Source organism: Chryseobacterium sp. D764 (assembly GCF_019317325.1).
In the GTDB taxonomy this organism is placed as follows: Bacteria; Bacteroidota; Bacteroidia; order Flavobacteriales; family Weeksellaceae; genus Chryseobacterium.
This window is the reverse complement of record NZ_CP079219.1, coordinates 3,008,914-3,027,794: the sequence shown is the minus strand read 5'-3', so window position 1 is coordinate 3,027,794 and position 18,881 is coordinate 3,008,914. Positions and strand designations below refer to the sequence as shown.

Here is an 18,881-nt window from a genome sequence, read left to right as displayed (position 1 = left end):
AAAATCCGTCAGACTGTAATTATTAATTGGCAAGAACAAAAATGAAAAAATTAAGTACAGCTGTATTATTGCTTGGGGCAATTTTGGTTGCTGCTCAGGAGAATGAGGAGAAAGGAAAACAAATAGAAGATATTGTTATCGTTGGAAACCGTAATGTAAAAAGAACAAAACTGGAAACACCGGTTCCTGTAGATGTTATCAATATTGACAAAATTCAAAGGAGTTCTCCGCAAATGACTGCTCAGGATCTTCTGAATTATGTTATCCCATCGTTTAATTCCGTAAGACAGTCTGCTTCTGATGGTACGGAACATATTGATCCTTTAACCTTAAGAGGAATGGGCCCTGATCAGGTTCTCGTATTGCTGAACGGGAAAAGAAGACACACCACTTCTTTAGTCAATTATCAGAATACCGTGGGGAATGGCTCTGTAGGAACAGATCTGAGTACAATTCCTGTTATTGCTATTGATAGAATAGAAGTGTTAAGGGACGGAGCTGCAGCACAATACGGTTCTGATGCCATTGCAGGAGTGATCAATATTATTCTTAAAAAAAATACGGGAGCCTCAGCAAGTCTTACGTATGGATTGACCGGGAGAAATGATGGAGATACCTATCAGGCAGGAGCCAATTATGGTACTTCATTAGGAAAAAAAGAGGGTTATATCAACCTTTCTCTACAATTAAGCCACAGAGGAAAAACCACAAGAACTCAAAATCACGATCTAGATATTTTCGGAGATAATTTCGCTTACGCCTTTGCAAATGATCCTGAAGCGGCAAGAGCTGCAGATGATGCGAAGATTAAGGAGCGGGGATTGTCACGTGATGATTTCAATTTCCAGATTGGAGATGCGCAGATCAGGCAGGGACAGTTGTTTTTCAATGCAGAATATCCTTTTAACGATCAATTTAAAATCTATTCTTTCGGAGGTTTTAGTATCAAAGAAGGAAAAGGCTTTGGTTTCAGAAGACTGCCGAGCGAAACATCCAATGTGGTTTCATCCATTTATCCGAACGGCTTTCAGGCAACTCTTGGATCTCAGGTATATGATATTTCCTATGCTGTAGGAGCAAAATATAATGTCAATGATTGGGTATTAGATCTAAGCAACACATTCGGAAGTAATACCTTCAATTATAATGTAAGCAATACCAATAATGCTTCTCTCGGGGTAAAATCGCCAACCCGGTTTTATGCAGGAGCCCATAGTTTTCTTCAGAATACCGTGAATCTTGATGTTTCCAAAAGTATAAACCGTTTCAATATCGCATTTGGGGGAGAATTCAGGTTTGAACAATACCAGATCAAACCAGGGGATGAAGCTTCTTATACCCAATATGATATCAATGGAAATGTAGCTACAGAAGGGTCAACAGTATTGGGTGCGGGTGGATCTCAATCTTTTATCGGGTTTTCTCCAAACAATACCTTGAAAAAAGACAGACACTCAACTGCTGTGTATGCGGATGTTTCCTATGATTTAGATAAAAAATTAAATATTGACGCCGCTGCCAGATTTGAAAATTATTCAGATTTCGGAAATACGTTGAATGGAAAGCTTGCCGTTCGATATGAGTTCGTAAAAAATTATGCAATAAGAGCTGCCGTTGGAACAGGATTCAGGGCACCTTCCCTTCAGCAGCAGTATTTCAATAATTCATATGCGGATATTTCTACTTCAGGCTCAAAGATTGTTACCAAAGGAATATTCAGTAACGATAGCGAAGCCGCCAGAATTCTGGGATTTGATAAACTCAAACAGGAAACTTCTGTCAACGCGAGTGCGGGATTTACCCTGAAACCTTTACACAATTTAACGGTCGCTATAGATGGATACTGGATTAAAGTGAAAGACAGAATTGTGATTACCAGTAATATAACAGACCCAAGACTAGACCAGTTTAAGGTGGAAAGCGGAAGGTTCTTCGCCAATGCCATTGATACAGAAACGAAAGGAGTAGATGTAGTGGTTTCTTATGACTGGATTCTTGGTAACGGAAAATTAAATATGAATCTTGCCGGAAATTATACAGAAACTAAAATTACAGACTTTCATTTTCCGGAAAACTTAGGAACTCCTCAAAATCAGTTTTTTGGTCCGGATCAGATCAATATCATTGAAACACTGTCTCCAAAAACAAAAGCTTCATTTGGATTAAATTATGGAATCGGGAAGTTCAATTTTCTCGTGAGAAATACCTATTTTGGTAAAGTAATAAGAGATGGTTATCCATTTGGAGGCGTTCAGGAATTCTCCCCAAAAGTAGTTACGGACATCAGTATTGGATATGATATCACAAAAAGTATCAACTTTACAGTAGGGGCCAACAATGTATTTGATGTTTTTCCGGATCGCCAGATTTATGAAAATTCATACTATGGAGTATTCAAATATGCGCCAGTTCAGATGGGAACACTGGGGAATTATTTCTTCGGAAGGCTTAATTTTAATTTTTAATCATTAAATGAGTACTACCTCACATCAGATTGGCTGGAAAACAGCAGCAGCCATCGTCGTTTCCAATATGATAGGAACAGGGATTTTTACAACCCTGGGATTTCAGTTATCCGATATTACCAATACCTACAGTATTTTCCTGTTATGGAGCATTGGAGGAATTCTCGCCTTATTCGGGGCTTTTTGCTATGCCGAATTAGGCTCACATTTCAAAGGAAACGGAGGTGATTTTATCTATCTTAAAGAAACCTATCATCCGCTGTTCGGATATCTGATAAGCTGGGTTTCACTCATCATCGGATTTTCCTCTCCGGTTGCGCTGGCTGCATTGGCAATGTCGAAATACCTTTCCGTATTCAATTATTCTTTTGGAAATGGGTTTGCAATTGCCGCTATTTTTCTGGTAGCAGTGGCATTGTCATTCAGTTTAAAAACATCCAGCAGGTTTCATAACTTTTTTACATTCATCAAGATAGCCTTTATTATTGTACTGGTTATTCTGGGAGTTGGGCTTTCAGAATCTACACAGATTGGCAACAGTCTGAATTTCAGTGACAGCTGGCAGAATGAGATCATGCTTCCTGCCTTTGCTACGTCTCTGGTGTTTGTTACCTATTCTTATACAGGCTGGAATTCTGCTTCCTACATCGCAGGAGAAATAAAAGACGTCCAGAAAAACCTTCCCAAATCTTTGATCATTGGAACTATTTTCGTGACGATAAGCTATATTTTGGTGAATTATATTATGCTGAAACATGCTCCTGTGAGTCAGTTGGCAGGAAAAGAAGACGTAATGGGGGAAGCTGCTGTCAATATGCTGGGGCCTATCTTTGGAAAGATTGTCAATATTTTTATTGCGCTGCAGCTGGTTGCAACAATTAGCGGATATTTATGGGTAGGTTCAAGATTGACACAGGCTTTTGCAAAACATACTTACATCTGGAAACCGTTATCAGCGGGTAATGCAAGAGGAATTCCCGTAAGAGCTATTTTTGCCCATGCAGTTATTGCTGTGGTTATTATTCTCACCGGAAGTTTTAAAGAAATCTTTGTTTACACAGCCTTTATTTTACAGCTTTTTGCAAGTCTGGCGATTTCTACCGTATTCTTCCTGAAGAAAAAAGACAGGAAAATTTTTAAATCCAATGCTTTCCATATTTTTCCAGCCGTTTTTCTATTGTTCAGTATCTATATTCTCTATTTTACATTTATTCATAATCCTAAAGAAAGTCTTATAGGAGTAGGAATTATTGCTGTAGGAATTATTTTATATTGGGTTGACAGGAGACTTTCCAAATAACATCAAAACAAACCTTAATGGCATAGAAAGGTTAATATACAATTGATAAATTCACCTTTTTACAGTTTAGCCCCCTTTATCCCTAATGCTCAAAAATTTATGATGCTCAGTAATTTTAATTTTGAATTAATAATCCTTATCTTTGCACCCACAAAATTTCTACAATGTCTAAATCATTAATTCCAAAATTAGAAGCTATAAAACAAAGATATAATGAGGTTGCAGACCTTATTATACAGCCTGATGTCATTTCAGACCAAAAAAGATATTCTTCTTTGAACAAAGAATATAGTGATTTGGGAAAAATTGTAAGAGTTTACGATCAGTACAAGGGAGCACTGGACAGTATTGAAGAATCTGAAGAAATTATTGCAGACGGCTCAGACAGAGATTTGGTAGATCTTGCTAAAGAAGAAAAGCTGGAAGCTCAGGCTAAACTTCCAGGATTGGAAGAAGAGCTGAAAGTATTACTGATCCCTAAAGATCCTGCTGACGACAAAAACGTTATTGTGGAATTACGTGCCGGGACAGGTGGTGATGAAGCCGCTATTTTTGTAGAGGACGTGTACAGAATGTATACCATGTATTTTAAAACAAAAGGATGGAGACATGAGGTAACAGACTCTAACGAAGCTGCCAAAGGATACAAGGAATTGATCATGAAAGTGGAAGGAGAAGGCGTTTACGGAATCATGAAATTCGAATCCGGAGTTCACCGTGTACAGCGTGTACCTGAAACAGAATCTCAGGGAAGAGTACATACTTCTGCCATTACAATTGCTGTTCTTCCGGAAGCTGAAGAAGTAGATTTTGAACTGAATCCTGCTGATATTGAAATGCAGACATCCCGTTCAGGAGGTGCCGGAGGTCAGAACGTAAACAAAGTTGAAACGAAAGTTCAGCTTACCCACAAACCTTCAGGGATGGTAGTGGTATGTCAACAGGCTCGTTCTCAGTTAGCTAACCGTGAACTGGCAATGGAGATGCTAAGAACAAAATTATACGATATCGAATTGCAGAAAGTACAGGGAGATATTGCTGCACAACGTAAATCTATGGTTTCTACCGGTGACCGTTCTGCAAAAATTAAAACATACAATTACCCTCAGGGAAGAGTTACAGATCATAGAATCAACAAGTCTATGTATAATCTGGATGCTTACATGAATGGAGATATTTCTGAAATGATTGATGCCGTAATCATGGCAGAAAATGCAGAGAAAATGAAGGGGGAAGAAGAAAATTATTAAAATTAAAAACAAAATAAGAATAAAGCCTCTGATCCTTCAGGGGCTTTGTTTTTTCAAATAACTAAACATAAAAATATTAACTATGAAAAACTACAAAATTATTTTACTGCTGCTTACCATGATAGGGCAGCATCTTATGGCTCAAACTGAAGTGAAGAAGCCCAAAGAAGCCTTCGAATTATTTTTCGGAACTTTTGTGAATAATGATGAAGCGGCGTTGAATAAACTGAATGATTACTTAAAACCAACAGTGGAAGGACAGAATGCTTACCAGGTAGATTTTAAAGAAACGTCAAAAGAAATGATGGATGGGAGTGTAGAGAATTTTCTGTCTGCTTTCCCTAAGGCAACGGCTGCAGCATGTAAAAAAGAAGCGGAGGAGTACTTTACCGCAATGTTTGGGAATTTTAAAACAGGAAAACTGACAATTAAAAATGTAAAAGTTGTCCCGAATGAATATATTGAAGGACAAAAAATTGCAGAAATAAGTTATTCCGTAAGCTTCCTGGTTCCCTCAAAATTAACTTCCGGACCCAAGGGTGATCTCAATAAAATAAAAGCAGAAGACCTTAAGAAATATTTGATTCAGGCGGTTCAGGACTTCAAAAATGCTGATAAAACAGTAACAACCGATCAGAATTTTAATCTTTATGAACTTAAAGAAGGCGATAAAATATACTACTGGAACGGAAGTCCCGATGAGATTGTTACCAATCTTACGGATTTCTATTTTGAAAGCTTCGGAGCCAATGAATAGTTGAAAAATATTCCATTAAAGAATAAAGAGTCCCAATATAAAGGGACTTTTTTTATTTCACATACTTTACGTATTTTTGAGAAAAACCGATCAGTATGAATTTTAAACCTATATTGTTAACCGCTGGAGTGTTGTTTTCAGCATCTTTTTATTCTCAGAAAATGAATTACCCTAAAGCATTAAAAGGAAGTCAGACAGATACCTATTTTGGAACTGCTGTTTCTGATCCTTTCAGAGATCTGGAAAACGATTCTGAACCTACAAAAAAATGGGTAGATGAAGAAGTAGCTTACAGTCAGAATTATCTTTCTAAAATTCCGTTCAGGGATAAAATTAAAAATCAGTTGAAGGAAATCTGGAACTATGAAAAAATTTCAGCACCTTTCAAAGAAGGAGATTATACCTATTATTATAAAAATGATGGTTTGCAGGCGCAGTCTGTTTTGTACAGAACAAACAACAAGACCAATGCTACAGAAGTATTTTTAGATCCTAATAAATTTTCGGAAAAAGGAACAACTTCTCTTTCCAATCTTTCATTCAATAAAAAAGGAAACCTTGCGGCTTACTCTATTTCTGAAGGAGGAAGTGACTGGAACAAGATCATCATCATCGATGCTGTTACCAAAAAACAAATTGATGAGACTTTACTGGATGTGAAATTCAGTGGAATTTCATGGCAGGGAGATGAAGGATTCTATTATTCAAGCTACGACAAGCCGAAAGAAGGAACTGTGCTTTCCGGTATGACAGACAAGCATAAAGTATATTTTCATAAATTAGGTACAAAACAGTCTGAAGATAAATTGATCTTCGGAGGAGATAAAACGCCAAGAAGATATTTGGGGGCCGGAGTTTCTGAAGATCAGAGATATCTGATTATTTCTGCCGCTAACGCTACGAATGGTAATGAATTGTACATCAAAGACCTTCAGAAAGGAGGAGATTTCGTACAGATTGTAAACGGATTTGATATCAATGCCAGCATTGTAGATACACAAGGTGATGATCTTTTCATTTTTACAGATAAAGATGCTCCGAATATGCGTCTTGTAAAAACTACGATAAGCAATCCTGCTCCGGCAACATGGAAGGATGTAATTCCACAAACTGAAAATGTGTTAGGAATTTCTTCAGGAGGTGGATATTTCTTTGCAACCTATATGATTGATGCCATAGATCAGGTAAAACAATTTGATAAGGCTGGAAAACTGATCAGAGAAATTACATTGCCGGGTAAAGGAAATATTTCAGGATTCGGTGGAAAAGAAAAAGAGAAAGATGTTTATTTTTCTTTCAGCAATTATATTACACCGGGAACTACTTATAAATTCAATGTAGACTCAGGAAAATCTGAAGTATATCAAAAACCTAAAGTGAAGTTTAATCCGGACGATTATGTTTCAGAACAGGTATTCTATACTTCAAAAGACGGCACGAAAGTTCCTATGATGATCAATTATAAAAAAGGAACTAAGCTTGATGGTAAAAACCCTACGATCTTATACTCTTATGGAGGTTTTAACATCAGCTTACAGCCATCATTCTCCGTAGTAAACGCGATCTGGATGGAAAATGGAGGTATTTACGCTGTTCCAAACATTCGTGGTGGCGGTGAGTATGGTAAAAAATGGCACGATGCCGGAACAAAACAGCAAAAGAAAAATGTCTTTGAGGACTTTATTGCTGCAGGAGAATATCTTCAGAGCAAAGGGTATACTTCAAAACAATACATGGCGCTTTCAGGAAGATCAAACGGAGGTTTGCTGGTAGGTGCAACCATGACAATGAGACCGGATCTGGCAAGAGTAGCCTTCCCGGGAGTTGGTGTTTTGGATATGTTGAGGTATAATAAATTTACAGCCGGAGCAGGATGGTCTTATGACTACGGTACTGCAGAAGACAGTAAAGAAATGTTTGAATATCTTAAATCTTATTCTCCCGTACACAATGTAAAAGCAGGAACTTGCTACCCATCAACAATGATCATCACTAGTGATCATGATGACAGAGTTGTTCCGGCACACTCATTCAAATTTGGAGCAGAACTTCAGGAGAAGCAGGCATGTAAAAATCCTATTCTTTTGAGGATTGAAAAGAATGCAGGACACGGAGCCGGAAGAGCTACAGATCAGGTAATTAGTGAAAATGCAGATCTTATATCATTTGCTTTATTTGAGATGGGAATAAAGAAATAATTGTAAAAAGTATAATATTTAAAAAAACAGTCGATTTTGTTTAAAATTGACTGTTTTTTTTATGTGGTTGTGTTTATAATTCTTATTTTTATGGCGGATATTTAAAGTTTATTAATTCTAAATTAATTAAGTAATTATGAAAAAGAGAATTTTACTAGTTTGTGCATTGGCTGCTGGGTTGTCCAGCTTTAATGCACAGAGGTGGGAACCAGCCTCCCAAAGGACATCACAAATCAGAAAAGAAGTAGAAGTTCAGTATTCTTACAGATTTGATTTGCAGTCGCTTAGAAACATTTTAAAAGATGCTGTAGAAACAGGAAAAGGCGCTCAGGCTGTTATTGTATCTCTTCCTACAGCGGAAGGAAAGATTGAAAAGTTTGCGGTATATAGTGATCCTGTTATGGAAAAATCTATGGCAGACAGATATCAATTAGGATCTTATATAGGAGTAGGGGTTGATGATCCGGGTAAATATGTAAGATTCAGTACTGCACCTACTGAAATGCAGTCAATGATTATAAAAGACGGGAAATTCCAGTTTATAGAACCTATTACTACAGACAAGCAGGTGTATGGAGTTTTTTATAAAACGAAAAGAACAGATGCTGATCATGGCTTTGAATGTACTACAGAAGAGAAAAGCTTAAAAGATATAAAGTCTTTAGAAGCTTTCGGAAAAAAAAATCTTTCTAATCTAGGAATTACAAACAGACCGGCAAGTACAAAATACAGGACGTATAGATTAGCTCTTTCTACTACAGGAGAATATACAAAGAAATTTGATCCGTCTGGAGGAACAGCCAATACGGTTACTCAGATGAATGCTACGATGACCCGTGTAAACGGTATTTTCCAGAAAGATTTTGCAATTAAGCTTATTATTCAGGATCTTCCGAATATTATTTTCACTGATTCCACAACAGACCCTTATACTGGAAATTTAAATCTAAATCTTCAGCAAACTTTAACAAGCCTGGTTGGAAATGCTAATTACGATATGGGACACGTTTTCAATGCCTCAGGAGGTAATGGAAATGCTGGATCTATCGGATCTACATGTGTTGATCCTGCAACAGCTACTTCATTAGCAAAAGGATCTGCATTTACACAGAATACAAACCCGGTAGGAGATTCTTTCGATATAGATTATGTTGCTCATGAAATGGGACATCAGCTGGGAGGTAACCATACATTCTCGCATGTTTCAGAAGGTTCAGGGGTAAACATAGAACCAGGTGGGGGAACTACCATAATGGGATATGCAGGAATCACAGGAGATAATGTTCAGGATTTTACAGACGCTTATTTCCATTATTCTTCTATTAATCAGGTTCTTAATAGTTTAGACAGCAAACCTGGATGTGGAACATCAGAAAATATTACAACAAATACCGCTCCGGTAATTTCAGCTCTTCCTGCTTACAGTATTCCAAAAGGAACAGCATATTATTTGGATGCTTCAGCTACAGATACTGATCCTATTAAATATACATGGGAACAGTATGATAGTGTGGATTCTTACAACTCTATCTCAGGAGACAGCGGTTGGGGGTATAATGCTCAGGGAGCTTTAACAAGATCTTATTTTGGTACAGCAAGTGGAAGAAGATACTTCCCAAGTCTTCCTGTAGTAATGGGAGGATCTTTAACTGATAAAACTAAATGGGAAACTGTTTCTTATATTCCAAGAGTACTTAAATATGCAGTCACTGTTAGAGATGAGAATGCTGCTAAACCTATGCTGGTATCTGCTGAAACTACGGTAACTGTTACCAATGACGGGCCTTTCAAATTTAATGGTCTTATTGATAATACTACATTATACAATAATGCAACTAATACAATTTCATGGGATGTAGCGAATACCAATGTGGCACCTTATAATGCAGCTAATGTAAAAATTGAATATACAACAGATCTTGTTAACGGATCAGCATGGACGGAACTTGTTGCGTCTACCCCTAATACGGGAAGCTATACGGCTCAAATGCCTTCCGGTTTAACAGGTCCTATTAAATTGAGAATTTCTGCCATTGGAAATGTATTCTATGCGGTGTCTCCTAAGGTTATAGTGGGAACTGCTCCTACTTCAACTACAGATGCTCCAACAGGGGTAGGTTCAATAGCTTCAGGAATTTTGAAAACATCCGCTACGATTGGATGGAATAGTGTTCCAGGTGCTACCTATGCTGTTAAATATAGAAAATTGGGAGAGACTAACTGGACAAATGCTACCAGCACTACTAATTTTGTATTGTTGAACTCTCTTGAAGATGAGACTAACTATGAGTTTCAGGTGGCTGCAGTAGTGAACACTGTTCCAGGAACATTCTCTTCTACTTATGCATTCAAAACAAAAGGGTTAAGAACTGGTTCAGACTATTGTTTAATGACAACCGGTGGAAATAGCTTTGCAAGCTTTAGCTTTAACAGTGGTTTAGCTCAATTAAACTTAGCTAACCTGGCTTATTCTCAATTAACATATAAAACTATTTTCAGTACATATCAGGATTTTACTGAAGATGTAACTAAACAAGTTAATTTAGTTAAAGGAACACAATATACACTATCTTATTTCAATGTTGGTAACACAGCAGGTTACAATGACAAAATGGAAGTTTGGATTGACTTTAACAGAAATGGAGTTTTTGAAGCTTCAGAGAAAATAGGGACTAAGACTACTGTTCCTCCTGCAAATGGACAATATACAGGAACTATGGTATTTACTGTTCCTGCTACTGCCTATGCTGGAGACAAACTCCTAAGAATGAGAGTAGCAAATACTTTCTTTAATGCTGCTACAGGGCCGTGCGGTAGCCCGTCAGTTCCTGTACAGGGAGGAGGCGTTATTTCACAAGGTTCATTCAAGGATTTCTCTGTGAAAATTTCAGAAACCCTTGCTGTAAATGAAACAAAAGATGTAAAATCAACTGAAATTTCAATTTACCCGAACCCTGCAGATACTTTCATAGAAGTGAAAAACCTTAAAGGTAAGGCAGATTACAAAATCTATACTGCTGACGGAAGATTAGCTCAGGAAGGTCAGATTGATGGACAAAGAATTAATGTTGCTTCATTAATCAAAGGAATGTATGTGATCACGATAAAAGATGACAAAAACACTTACAATACGAAGCTTATCAAAAAATAAGCAGACGATATAACAATAAGAAAGGCCGGGCATTTGTCCGGCCTTTTTCTTTTGCTAAATTTAAGTAAAACAGAACGTTAACAGAAGTTTCATGTTTCGTTCAAAAAAATTAACTTTACGGAGACAAAAATAATTGGAATGCGAAAGACAATTTCTGTGAAAAAACCGGATTTTAATGTATTACCTCAGGAAAGAGAGATTTACAATTTTGAAAAAGACGGGCTTGAACTCAAATCTTCCTATGAGAAAAAAGATGTAAAAGATGAATCATTAACGCAGACTTCTCCAGGAATTGCTCCTTATCTGAGAGGACCGTATTCTACGATGTATGTACAGAAACCTTGGACGGTTCGTCAATATGCAGGGTTCTCTACTGCCGAAGAATCCAACGCTTTTTACAGAAGAAATCTTGCCGCAGGTCAGAAAGGACTTTCAGTGGCATTTGACTTGGCAACACACCGAGGATATGATTCTGATCACTCAAGAGTGGTGGGTGACGTAGGAAAAGCAGGAGTTGCCATTGACTCTGTGGAAGACATGAAAATCCTTTTCAATGAAATCCCACTGGACCAGATTTCAGTATCCATGACCATGAATGGGGCGGTACTTCCTATTTTGTCTTTCTATATTGTAGCAGCAGAAGAGCAGGGAGTAAAACAGGAACTGCTTTCAGGAACCATTCAAAATGATATTCTGAAGGAGTTCATGGTAAGAAATACCTACATCTATCCGCCGGCACCTTCCATGAAGATCATCGCAGATATTTTTGAATATACTTCGCAAAATATTCCAAAATTCAACTCCATTTCTATTTCCGGATACCATATGCAGGAAGCGGGTGCCACACCGGTACTTGAAATGGCGTATACGCTGGCCGATGGTCTTGAATATGTAAGAACAGGAATAAAAGCAGGAATGAATGTAGACGATTTTGCTCCAAGACTATCTTTCTTCTGGGCAATCGGCATGAATCATTTCATGGAAATTGCTAAAATGCGTGCTGCAAGATATATCTGGGCAACCCTTTTAAAACAGTTTAATCCTCAGAACCCAAAATCTCTTGCATTAAGAACCCACTCTCAGACGTCCGGATGGTCTCTGACAGAGCAGGAACCATTCAATAATATTACAAGAACAGCCATTGAAGCTTTGTCTTCAGCTTTAGGAGGAACACAGTCTCTCCACACCAATGCACTGGACGAAGCCATTGCTCTTCCTACAGATTATTCAGCAAAAATTGCAAGAAATACACAAATCATTCTTCAGCAGGAAAGCGGAATATGTGATGTGGTAGATCCGATGGGAGGAAGTAACCTGGTGGAAAGCCTTACTCAGCAAATGATCGAAGAAGCAATGAGGTACATCGATGAGGTAGAGCAGGAAGGAGGAATGACCAAAGCTATCGAAGCCGGAATCCCCAAAATGAGAATTGAAGAAGCTGCAGCCAAAAAACAAGCGAAGATCGATAGCGGGGAAGAGTTCATTATTGGAGTGAATTCATTCAAATCCTCATTAAAACAGGATCAGATAGAAATCTTAGACATTGATAATACAGAAGTTCGCAGAAAGCAGATCGAAAGGCTGAATACCATTAAAGCAGAACGAAATACTGACGCTGTAGAACAGATCCTGAATGAAATCCGTGAAAGCGCAAAAACAGGAAAAGGAAACCTTCTGGCATTATGTATCGAAGCCGCAAGAAGAAGAGTTACTCTTGGCGAAATGAGCGATGCCATGGAAGAAACCTTTGGAAGATATAAAGCAAATATTAAAACAATCTCTGGTGTATACGCAATGAATGCCGGTAAAAACGAATACTTTGAAAAAGCCCTTCATCTGACTCAGAAATTTGAAGAAGAAGAAGGACGACGTCCAAGGCTTATGGTTGCCAAAATGGGACAGGACGGTCATGACAGAGGAGCAAAAGTAGTAGCCACAGCATTTGCCGATATGGGATTTGATGTGGATGTAGCTCCGTTGTTTCAGACACCGGAAGAAGTGGCTAAACAGGCTGTGGAAAATGATATTCACATTTTAGGAGTATCATCATTGGCTGCCGGACACAAAACATTAGTTCCGCAGGTAGTGGAAGAATTATCTAAATTAGGTGCAGATGATATCACCATCGTTGTAGGAGGTGTAATTCCTCAGCAGGACTATGAATTCCTTTATGCCAACGGTGCAGATTTTATTTTCGGACCTGGAACCAACCTTCCGAAATGTGCAGTGGAAATCTTAGAAAGATTTTTAGAAAAATAAACAGAAAAGCTTTAATTTCAAGTTGAAATTAAAACGCAACCTATGAATCTGAAAAATATAATAAAGCCTACGAGGAAAAAACTGTTTCTTCTCGTAGGCTTATTTCTTCTCGCTGGCGTTGTCCTGTTAGCTTCAGGGAAGAAAAATGTATCCATACAAAGCTCGAAGATCATTGCAGATACTTCCTTGGTTAAAAAGCATTTGACGGTACTTACCCAAACGCCACAGTTTAGAAACCATAAAAATATAGACCAGCTGAATGCGGTTGCAGACTATATTCATCAGACTTTTAATGTCTATGGTGACAGTACCGCCTATCAGGAATATAAAGTGGATGGAAAAATATATAAGAATGTCATCTCTTCTTTTGGAACTGAAAACAAGAAACGAATCATTATAGGAGCTCATTACGATGTTTGTGGAGACCAGCAGGGTGCAGATGATAATGCAACCGGAGTTACAGCTCTTTTGGAGTTGGCAAGAATGCTTAAAGGACAAAAGCTGAAGTACAGAGTAGATCTTGTAGCCTACACATTGGAAGAACCCCCTTATTTCAGAACTGAAAACATGGGAAGCTATGTTCATGCAAAATATTTAAAAGACAACAAGATCGATGTCTATGGGATGGCCAGTGTAGAAATGATTGGATATTTCAGAGATGAAAAGGGATCACAGAGCTTTCCTTTAGGGATACTTTCATGGTTTTACGGTGATAAAGGAGACTTTATTACTTTAGCTAAAAAGTTCAGTGGGGCAGGTCCGTTTGTAAAAAACTTTATTAGCAATTTTAAAGGTTCAGAGCAGATAAAAACAGAAACCTTCTCAGCTCCAAAATTTGTAGCAGGAATAGACTTTTCCGATCATCTCAATTATTGGAATTTTGATTTTCCCGCACTCATGATCACTGATTCATCTTTTTTCAGAAATAAAAATTATCACGAACCCACTGATACTCTGGAAACCCTAGATACAAAGAGAATGACAAAGGTTATTGACGCCATTTTTCTCAGTATTATTCACCTTAGGTGAAAAAAATATTTTGATTCTCAGAAAAATTTATATATTTGCACCTGAAAATCAAGTTTAACCAATTAAAAAGCGACGAAGCAATGTTCAAAACAAAACAGAATTCTACAGTTGGATTGCCACTTATGGTGGTAAGGCTTCGCGGTTTGGTACATTCTTAGAATAATAGTACAATACAATATCAAAACCCGAAGTCGTAGAGATTTCGGGTTTTTTATTGCGCAATATTTCAAACTCCCAGGTTTACCCGAAATCTTTTTTAGTGTCATTTCGAACGAGGAGAAGGAATCTCAATATGCAGAACTTTCTCATCAGTTCATAACATTCATCTTGTCATTCTGACGGAGGAAGAATCTATTTCTTTTCCCGTTAAAAATGATAAATATTAAGTCAACTAACTGTTTAGTTGAGCGAGAATTAATGGAAAATGATAACCTTCTGTTTTTCCGTCTGAGAAGCATGAGAAGCAGGAAAAGAACAATTAGAAAAGATGTAGAAAAGCAGATAAGAAAAAAATATCAACGTAGTGATGAACTTTGGGATATCAGACGAAATACCCCATGGATTCCTTTGGATAAACCTTATCAAAGAGGATTTGTAAGATTCTTTGCGGTAAGGGAAGATGTATTAAGATCCAAAGACGGAGAATTCTTTGAAGGAATATTGAAGAAGATTAATACATACATGTATTCAGAAAGCCGACAGTTTTTAAAAAAGAAAAGAAAATTTGGGCGAAGAATATATGTAGAAAGAGTACAGAAACTCGAACATATCTCTTCATATTCCTGGAATGACCCAAAGCTGGGACTTACTCCAAGGGAAAGACAGTATTTTCTGAAACAGGAAGAATATTGTCCTGCCCGGAAGACTTATGTGCCTTACTACGAATTTACTGAACCCTGGAGATTTATCCTGCGTATAAGACCCAATATGATTACCCACTATAAACCTGTAGACTTTGAATTGGAAAAAGAATGTGCAGAGCTGGAAGATTATTTGGGACAGCATAAAATTGTAGGAATTATACATAAAAAAATTTATGGCAGGTCATATCCATGGAGAAGAAAAAGAGAAGATATTCCACTTATCAAAAGCAGGAAATATATTACCTGCACTATGTCTGCAACAGAGATTGCAGAAAGCTTACAGGACTTATGAGTCCAACTGTTATTTAAAACAAAAACAATGGGAAATTTAAAACTAAAAGGAAAAGATATATTAAAACTGGGCTATCCAAATAACCAAAGCGTAAACGTAGCATTGGAAGTTATGAAAAGAAATTTTGCAACAAAAAATATTCACCATGTAAAATCTCTTTTAAAAGAAATCCTGCTGAATCCGGAAGAATTTGAAAAAGATCTCACTTTCGGACAAATCGCAGAAACCCTGCTTTCATCCAAAAAAACTGAAAAAAGAATGTTGAATTCACAGCGTGCTTCATTTCATATTTTTGGTAACAATATCTCAGAAGAGGCAAAAAATCAGTTGTACACTGCTTTGAAACTGCCTATTTCTACTCAGGGAGCATTAATGCCTGATGCCCACAGTGGGTACGGACTTCCAATAGGAGGAGTTCTGGCAGTGGAAAATGCAGTAATTCCTTACGGAGTAGGAATGGATATAGGCTGCAGAATGAGCCTCAGTATTCTGGATACACCCATTTCATATCTTGAAGGAGCAAGAGATAAATATGAAAAAGCTCTTGCAGAACATACAAAATTCGGAATGTATGAAACGCACAAATCTCACATAGATCATGAGATTTTTGAAAGAGATACATTCGATATGATCCCTATCTTAAGAAGACTAAAGGGAAAAGCAATCAAACAGATGGGATCCTCAGGCGGAGGAAATCATTTTGTAGAATTCGGAGAAGTAGAAATCAGTGAAGAAGACGAGCAGATTGGCCTTCCAAAAGGAAAATACCTGGGAATCCTTTCTCACAGTGGCTCAAGAGGTCTCGGAGCAGAGATTGCCCAATATTACTCAAGAGTGGCTGCAGAACAGTGTCCATTACCAAAAGAAGCGCAAAACTTCGCCTGGCTGGATCTGAGTACACACCTGGGACTGGAATACTGGACGGCCATGAATCTTGCCGGAGATTATGCTTCGGCCTGTCATGATGATATTCACAGAAGGCTGGTAAAAGCAGTCGGTGGAAGAGTAAAAGCCAGAATTGAAAATCATCACAACTTTGCATGGAAAGAAATCCATAACGGCAAAGAAGTGATTGTTCACCGCAAAGGAGCAACACCTGCCAATGAAAATGAGCTTGGAATGATTCCAGGATCCATGACAGCGAAAGGATTTATCGTTCGCGGAAAAGGAAATCCGGAATCCCTGAACTCAGCATCTCATGGAGCGGGAAGAGCCCATTCAAGGGGAGAATGCAGAAGCCTTTTCACTCAGCATGATATTAAAAAAGAATTAAAGCTTAAAAATGTCACACTGATGGGCGGAAACGCAGAAGAAGCACCAATGGCCTACAAAGACATCAATGAAGTAATGAATGCACAGAGTGAACTGGTAGACATCCTGGGAACATTCCAGCCGAGAATTGTGAGAATGGACAGATAATTTGGTTGATTGTTTATAGTTGTCAGTTGAAAATACTGAATTGTCAGCTATAAACCTTCAGCTTTTAACTTAAAAACAAAGAAATGGGAGCACCACATAACATAAAAAGATACGGTGAAGTCTGGCCGGAGTTCAGAATCCGGTGGGGACTCGAAATTTTGAATATATTAAAAGATAAAATCATTATCTCAGGTGGCTGGGCATGGCATTTTATGTCAGAAAAAGGACATACGGAATACAAGCATGCTCACGACCACAAGGATATTGATGTTTTTGTAAAGAAAGAAAATGTCGCAGAAGTCGTTATCATTCTTCAGCAGGAAGGATTTCAGAAAGTCTGGACCCGATATGATCATCTGCCGAGTGAAGAAAATTTTCGCAGGTATGAGAAAACGGTAGAATTGGAAAATGATAAGTTTCACAGAATTACCATTGATTTCTTCGAAAGAGATGATCTTGAAACCATCGAAGCCAATGGTTTTACCGTTGTGAAACCTGATATTTTACTTTCATTTTACAGAAATATTCACTCCAGCGACAAATGCTGGGCAGTAATGGCTGCAAAAGATTTATTACAAAAGGGAATAGATCCTGTTGGACACCCTTTATTAAGCAAAATGCCAACATAAAATGGAAAAATTAATACAGATCACTTCAGGAAGAGGGCCTTTAGAATGCCAATGGGTAGCAGCCAAGGTCCTGAAGACCTTTATTGAAGAGGCAAAACAAAATACAATAGATTACGAAATCATTCATCGTGAAAACGGTGATGAAAACCTGACATTAAAATCAGTAACCCTGCTTTTAAAAGGAAAAGAGGTAAACCTGTTTTTAAAAAACTGGCTGGGAAGCGTTTGCTGGATAGGAAAAAGTACTTTCAGAAAACTGCATAAAAGAAGCAATTGGTTTATCGGAATTTTTGAACTGGAAGATGTAAAAATGATTGATTTCAATGAAAAAGATATCCGGTTTCAGACCGCGAGAAGCCAAGGGAGTGGAGGACAAAATGTAAACAAAGTAAATACTGCCGTTCGTGCCACTTATATTCCTACTAACGAAACTGTTTTTGTGCAGGATTCCCGTTCACAGCTGGAAAATAAAAAACTATCCGTTATCAGATTAAAAGAAAAGGTAATGGCAGTTTATATACAACAGCTGGAAAGAAAACTGAAAGACACCTGGTCTCTTCAGATGCAGATAGAACGTGGAAATCCGGTTCGCACATTTTCAGGAACAGATTTTAAAAAGAATTACGAAGACAGGACATTCAAAAAACAAAGGAATGCCTTGAAAAATGAACTCAAAAACTACAAAAATGACCTTAACTAAAAGTAAATATTATTTTGAAGCATTAGATTATTTTCCATTCAATCTTTCCGAATGTATGGATGCTCTGAACTATGCTCTGTCTTATGAACCTGAAGATGCAGACAGCCTTTGTCTGATGGGAAGAGTATATTCCGAAGAACTGAAGGATTATGAAACGGCAAAGAAGTACTTTGATGAAGCCATGCAGAGTAACATTGGTAATGTCAATACTCCCAAATATTATATTGAATGTCTTTTGAATAATGAAGATTATAAAGAAGCAGAAAAATTGATAGCATTTGCCTTAGAGCTCAAAGGAATTGATAAATCGGAAATCCTGAACTGTCTGTCTCTTCTGCATGAAAGAAACTTTGAGTATAAACAGGCTCTAGGAACGCTGAAAGAAGCTAAAAAATTTGCTTACAACAGGGCTGCGCTTGAAATACTTGAAGACCGGGAAAAACTGGTTAAAGGAAAGGTAACCAGAACAAGAACTATAAAAAAGACGGAATAATCTGTTTTTGACTTTTGTCATTCTGACGAAGGAAGAATCTTGTTAGTAATCATAATAAGAGATTCTTTACTCCATT

At 37.6% G+C, this 18,881-nt stretch carries 13 protein-coding genes; all 13 read left to right on the top strand.

All coding sequences use genetic code 11. The features are described from left to right. Nucleotides 1–41 precede the first annotated feature (41 nt). The 13 genes from KYG33_RS13690 to KYG33_RS13630 all read left to right on the top strand — a co-directional run bounded on the left by KYG33_RS13690 (nt 42) and on the right by KYG33_RS13630 (nt 18,805). Nucleotides 42–2,465 carry a TonB-dependent receptor plug domain-containing protein gene (locus KYG33_RS13690; protein ID WP_219071922.1) on the top strand — a complete coding sequence of 808 codons (2,424 nt, stop codon included), beginning with the start codon at nt 42–44 and terminating at the stop codon, nt 2,463–2,465. 7 nt (nt 2,466–2,472) lie between these two features. After that, entirely contained in the window at nt 2,473–3,765 is a 1,293-nt protein-coding gene (locus KYG33_RS13685) for an APC family permease (RefSeq protein ID WP_219071921.1), read from the top strand. A gap of 164 nt (nt 3,766–3,929) precedes the next feature. Next, nucleotides 3,930–5,015 carry a peptide chain release factor 1 gene (gene prfA / locus KYG33_RS13680; RefSeq protein WP_077419437.1) on the top strand — a complete coding sequence of 362 codons (1,086 nt, stop codon included), beginning with the start codon at nt 3,930–3,932 and terminating at the stop codon, nt 5,013–5,015. An 82-nt stretch (nt 5,016–5,097) separates the two neighbouring features. Beyond that, nucleotides 5,098–5,772, top strand: coding sequence for a hypothetical protein (locus KYG33_RS13675; RefSeq protein WP_180564788.1), 675 nt, complete (start codon nt 5,098–5,100; stop codon nt 5,770–5,772). Between the two features lie 95 nt (nt 5,773–5,867). Further along, nucleotides 5,868–7,970: a prolyl oligopeptidase family serine peptidase gene (locus KYG33_RS13670; protein ID WP_077419439.1), complete on the top strand. Its 2,103-nt coding sequence runs from the start codon at nt 5,868–5,870 to the stop codon at nt 7,968–7,970. 136 nt (nt 7,971–8,106) lie between these two features. After that, nucleotides 8,107–11,121 (top strand): reprolysin-like metallopeptidase, encoded by a 3,015-nt coding sequence (locus KYG33_RS13665; RefSeq protein WP_219071920.1) that lies wholly within the window; start codon nt 8,107–8,109, stop codon nt 11,119–11,121. A gap of 138 nt (nt 11,122–11,259) precedes the next feature. Next, nucleotides 11,260–13,380, top strand: a complete 2,121-nt coding sequence (gene scpA / locus KYG33_RS13660) for a methylmalonyl-CoA mutase (RefSeq protein WP_077419441.1) — start codon at nt 11,260–11,262, stop codon at nt 13,378–13,380. A gap of 42 nt (nt 13,381–13,422) precedes the next feature. Further along, on the top strand, nt 13,423–14,409 hold the full coding sequence (locus KYG33_RS13655; RefSeq protein ID WP_219071919.1) for a M28 family peptidase: 987 nt from the start codon (nt 13,423–13,425) through the stop codon (nt 14,407–14,409). Between the two features lie 417 nt (nt 14,410–14,826). Then, nucleotides 14,827–15,564, top strand: a complete 738-nt coding sequence (locus tag KYG33_RS13650) for a hypothetical protein (RefSeq protein ID WP_077419443.1) — start codon at nt 14,827–14,829, stop codon at nt 15,562–15,564. Nucleotides 15,565–15,591: 27 nt separating this feature from the next. After that, entirely contained in the window at nt 15,592–16,983 is a 1,392-nt protein-coding gene (locus tag KYG33_RS13645; RefSeq protein ID WP_219071918.1) for an RtcB family protein, read from the top strand. A gap of 83 nt (nt 16,984–17,066) precedes the next feature. Continuing rightward, entirely contained in the window at nt 17,067–17,612 is a 546-nt protein-coding gene (locus KYG33_RS13640; RefSeq protein WP_077419445.1) for a hypothetical protein, read from the top strand. 1 nt (nt 17,613) lies between these two features. Continuing rightward, nucleotides 17,614–18,312: a peptide chain release factor H gene (gene prfH / locus KYG33_RS13635; RefSeq protein ID WP_180564783.1), complete on the top strand. Its 699-nt coding sequence runs from the start codon at nt 17,614–17,616 to the stop codon at nt 18,310–18,312. Next, nucleotides 18,299–18,805: a tetratricopeptide repeat protein gene (locus KYG33_RS13630; protein ID WP_180564782.1), complete on the top strand. Its 507-nt coding sequence runs from the start codon at nt 18,299–18,301 to the stop codon at nt 18,803–18,805. Before prfH ends, KYG33_RS13630 begins: the two co-directional genes overlap by 14 nt. The last annotated feature ends 76 nt before the right edge of the window (nt 18,806–18,881 follow it).

Excerpts from the sequence above, each read along its gene's own strand:
- KYG33_RS13690 (WP_219071922.1), top strand. The coding sequence starts at position 42 with ATGAAAAAATTAAGTACAGCTGTATTATTGCTTGGGGCAATTTTGGTT.
- KYG33_RS13685 (WP_219071921.1), top strand. The coding sequence starts at position 2,473 with ATGAGTACTACCTCACATCAGATTGGCTGGAAAACAGCAGCAGCCATC.
- prfA (WP_077419437.1), top strand. The coding sequence starts at position 3,930 with ATGTCTAAATCATTAATTCCAAAATTAGAAGCTATAAAACAAAGATAT.
- KYG33_RS13675 (WP_180564788.1), top strand. The coding sequence starts at position 5,098 with ATGAAAAACTACAAAATTATTTTACTGCTGCTTACCATGATAGGGCAG.
- KYG33_RS13670 (WP_077419439.1), top strand. The coding sequence starts at position 5,868 with ATGAATTTTAAACCTATATTGTTAACCGCTGGAGTGTTGTTTTCAGCA.
- KYG33_RS13665 (WP_219071920.1), top strand. The coding sequence starts at position 8,107 with ATGAAAAAGAGAATTTTACTAGTTTGTGCATTGGCTGCTGGGTTGTCC.
- scpA (WP_077419441.1), top strand. The coding sequence starts at position 11,260 with ATGCGAAAGACAATTTCTGTGAAAAAACCGGATTTTAATGTATTACCT.
- KYG33_RS13655 (WP_219071919.1), top strand. The coding sequence starts at position 13,423 with ATGAATCTGAAAAATATAATAAAGCCTACGAGGAAAAAACTGTTTCTT.
- KYG33_RS13650 (WP_077419443.1), top strand. The coding sequence starts at position 14,827 with ATGGAAAATGATAACCTTCTGTTTTTCCGTCTGAGAAGCATGAGAAGC.
- KYG33_RS13645 (WP_219071918.1), top strand. The coding sequence starts at position 15,592 with ATGGGAAATTTAAAACTAAAAGGAAAAGATATATTAAAACTGGGCTAT.
- KYG33_RS13640 (WP_077419445.1), top strand. The coding sequence starts at position 17,067 with ATGGGAGCACCACATAACATAAAAAGATACGGTGAAGTCTGGCCGGAG.
- prfH (WP_180564783.1), top strand. The coding sequence starts at position 17,614 with ATGGAAAAATTAATACAGATCACTTCAGGAAGAGGGCCTTTAGAATGC.
- KYG33_RS13630 (WP_180564782.1), top strand. The coding sequence starts at position 18,299 with ATGACCTTAACTAAAAGTAAATATTATTTTGAAGCATTAGATTATTTT.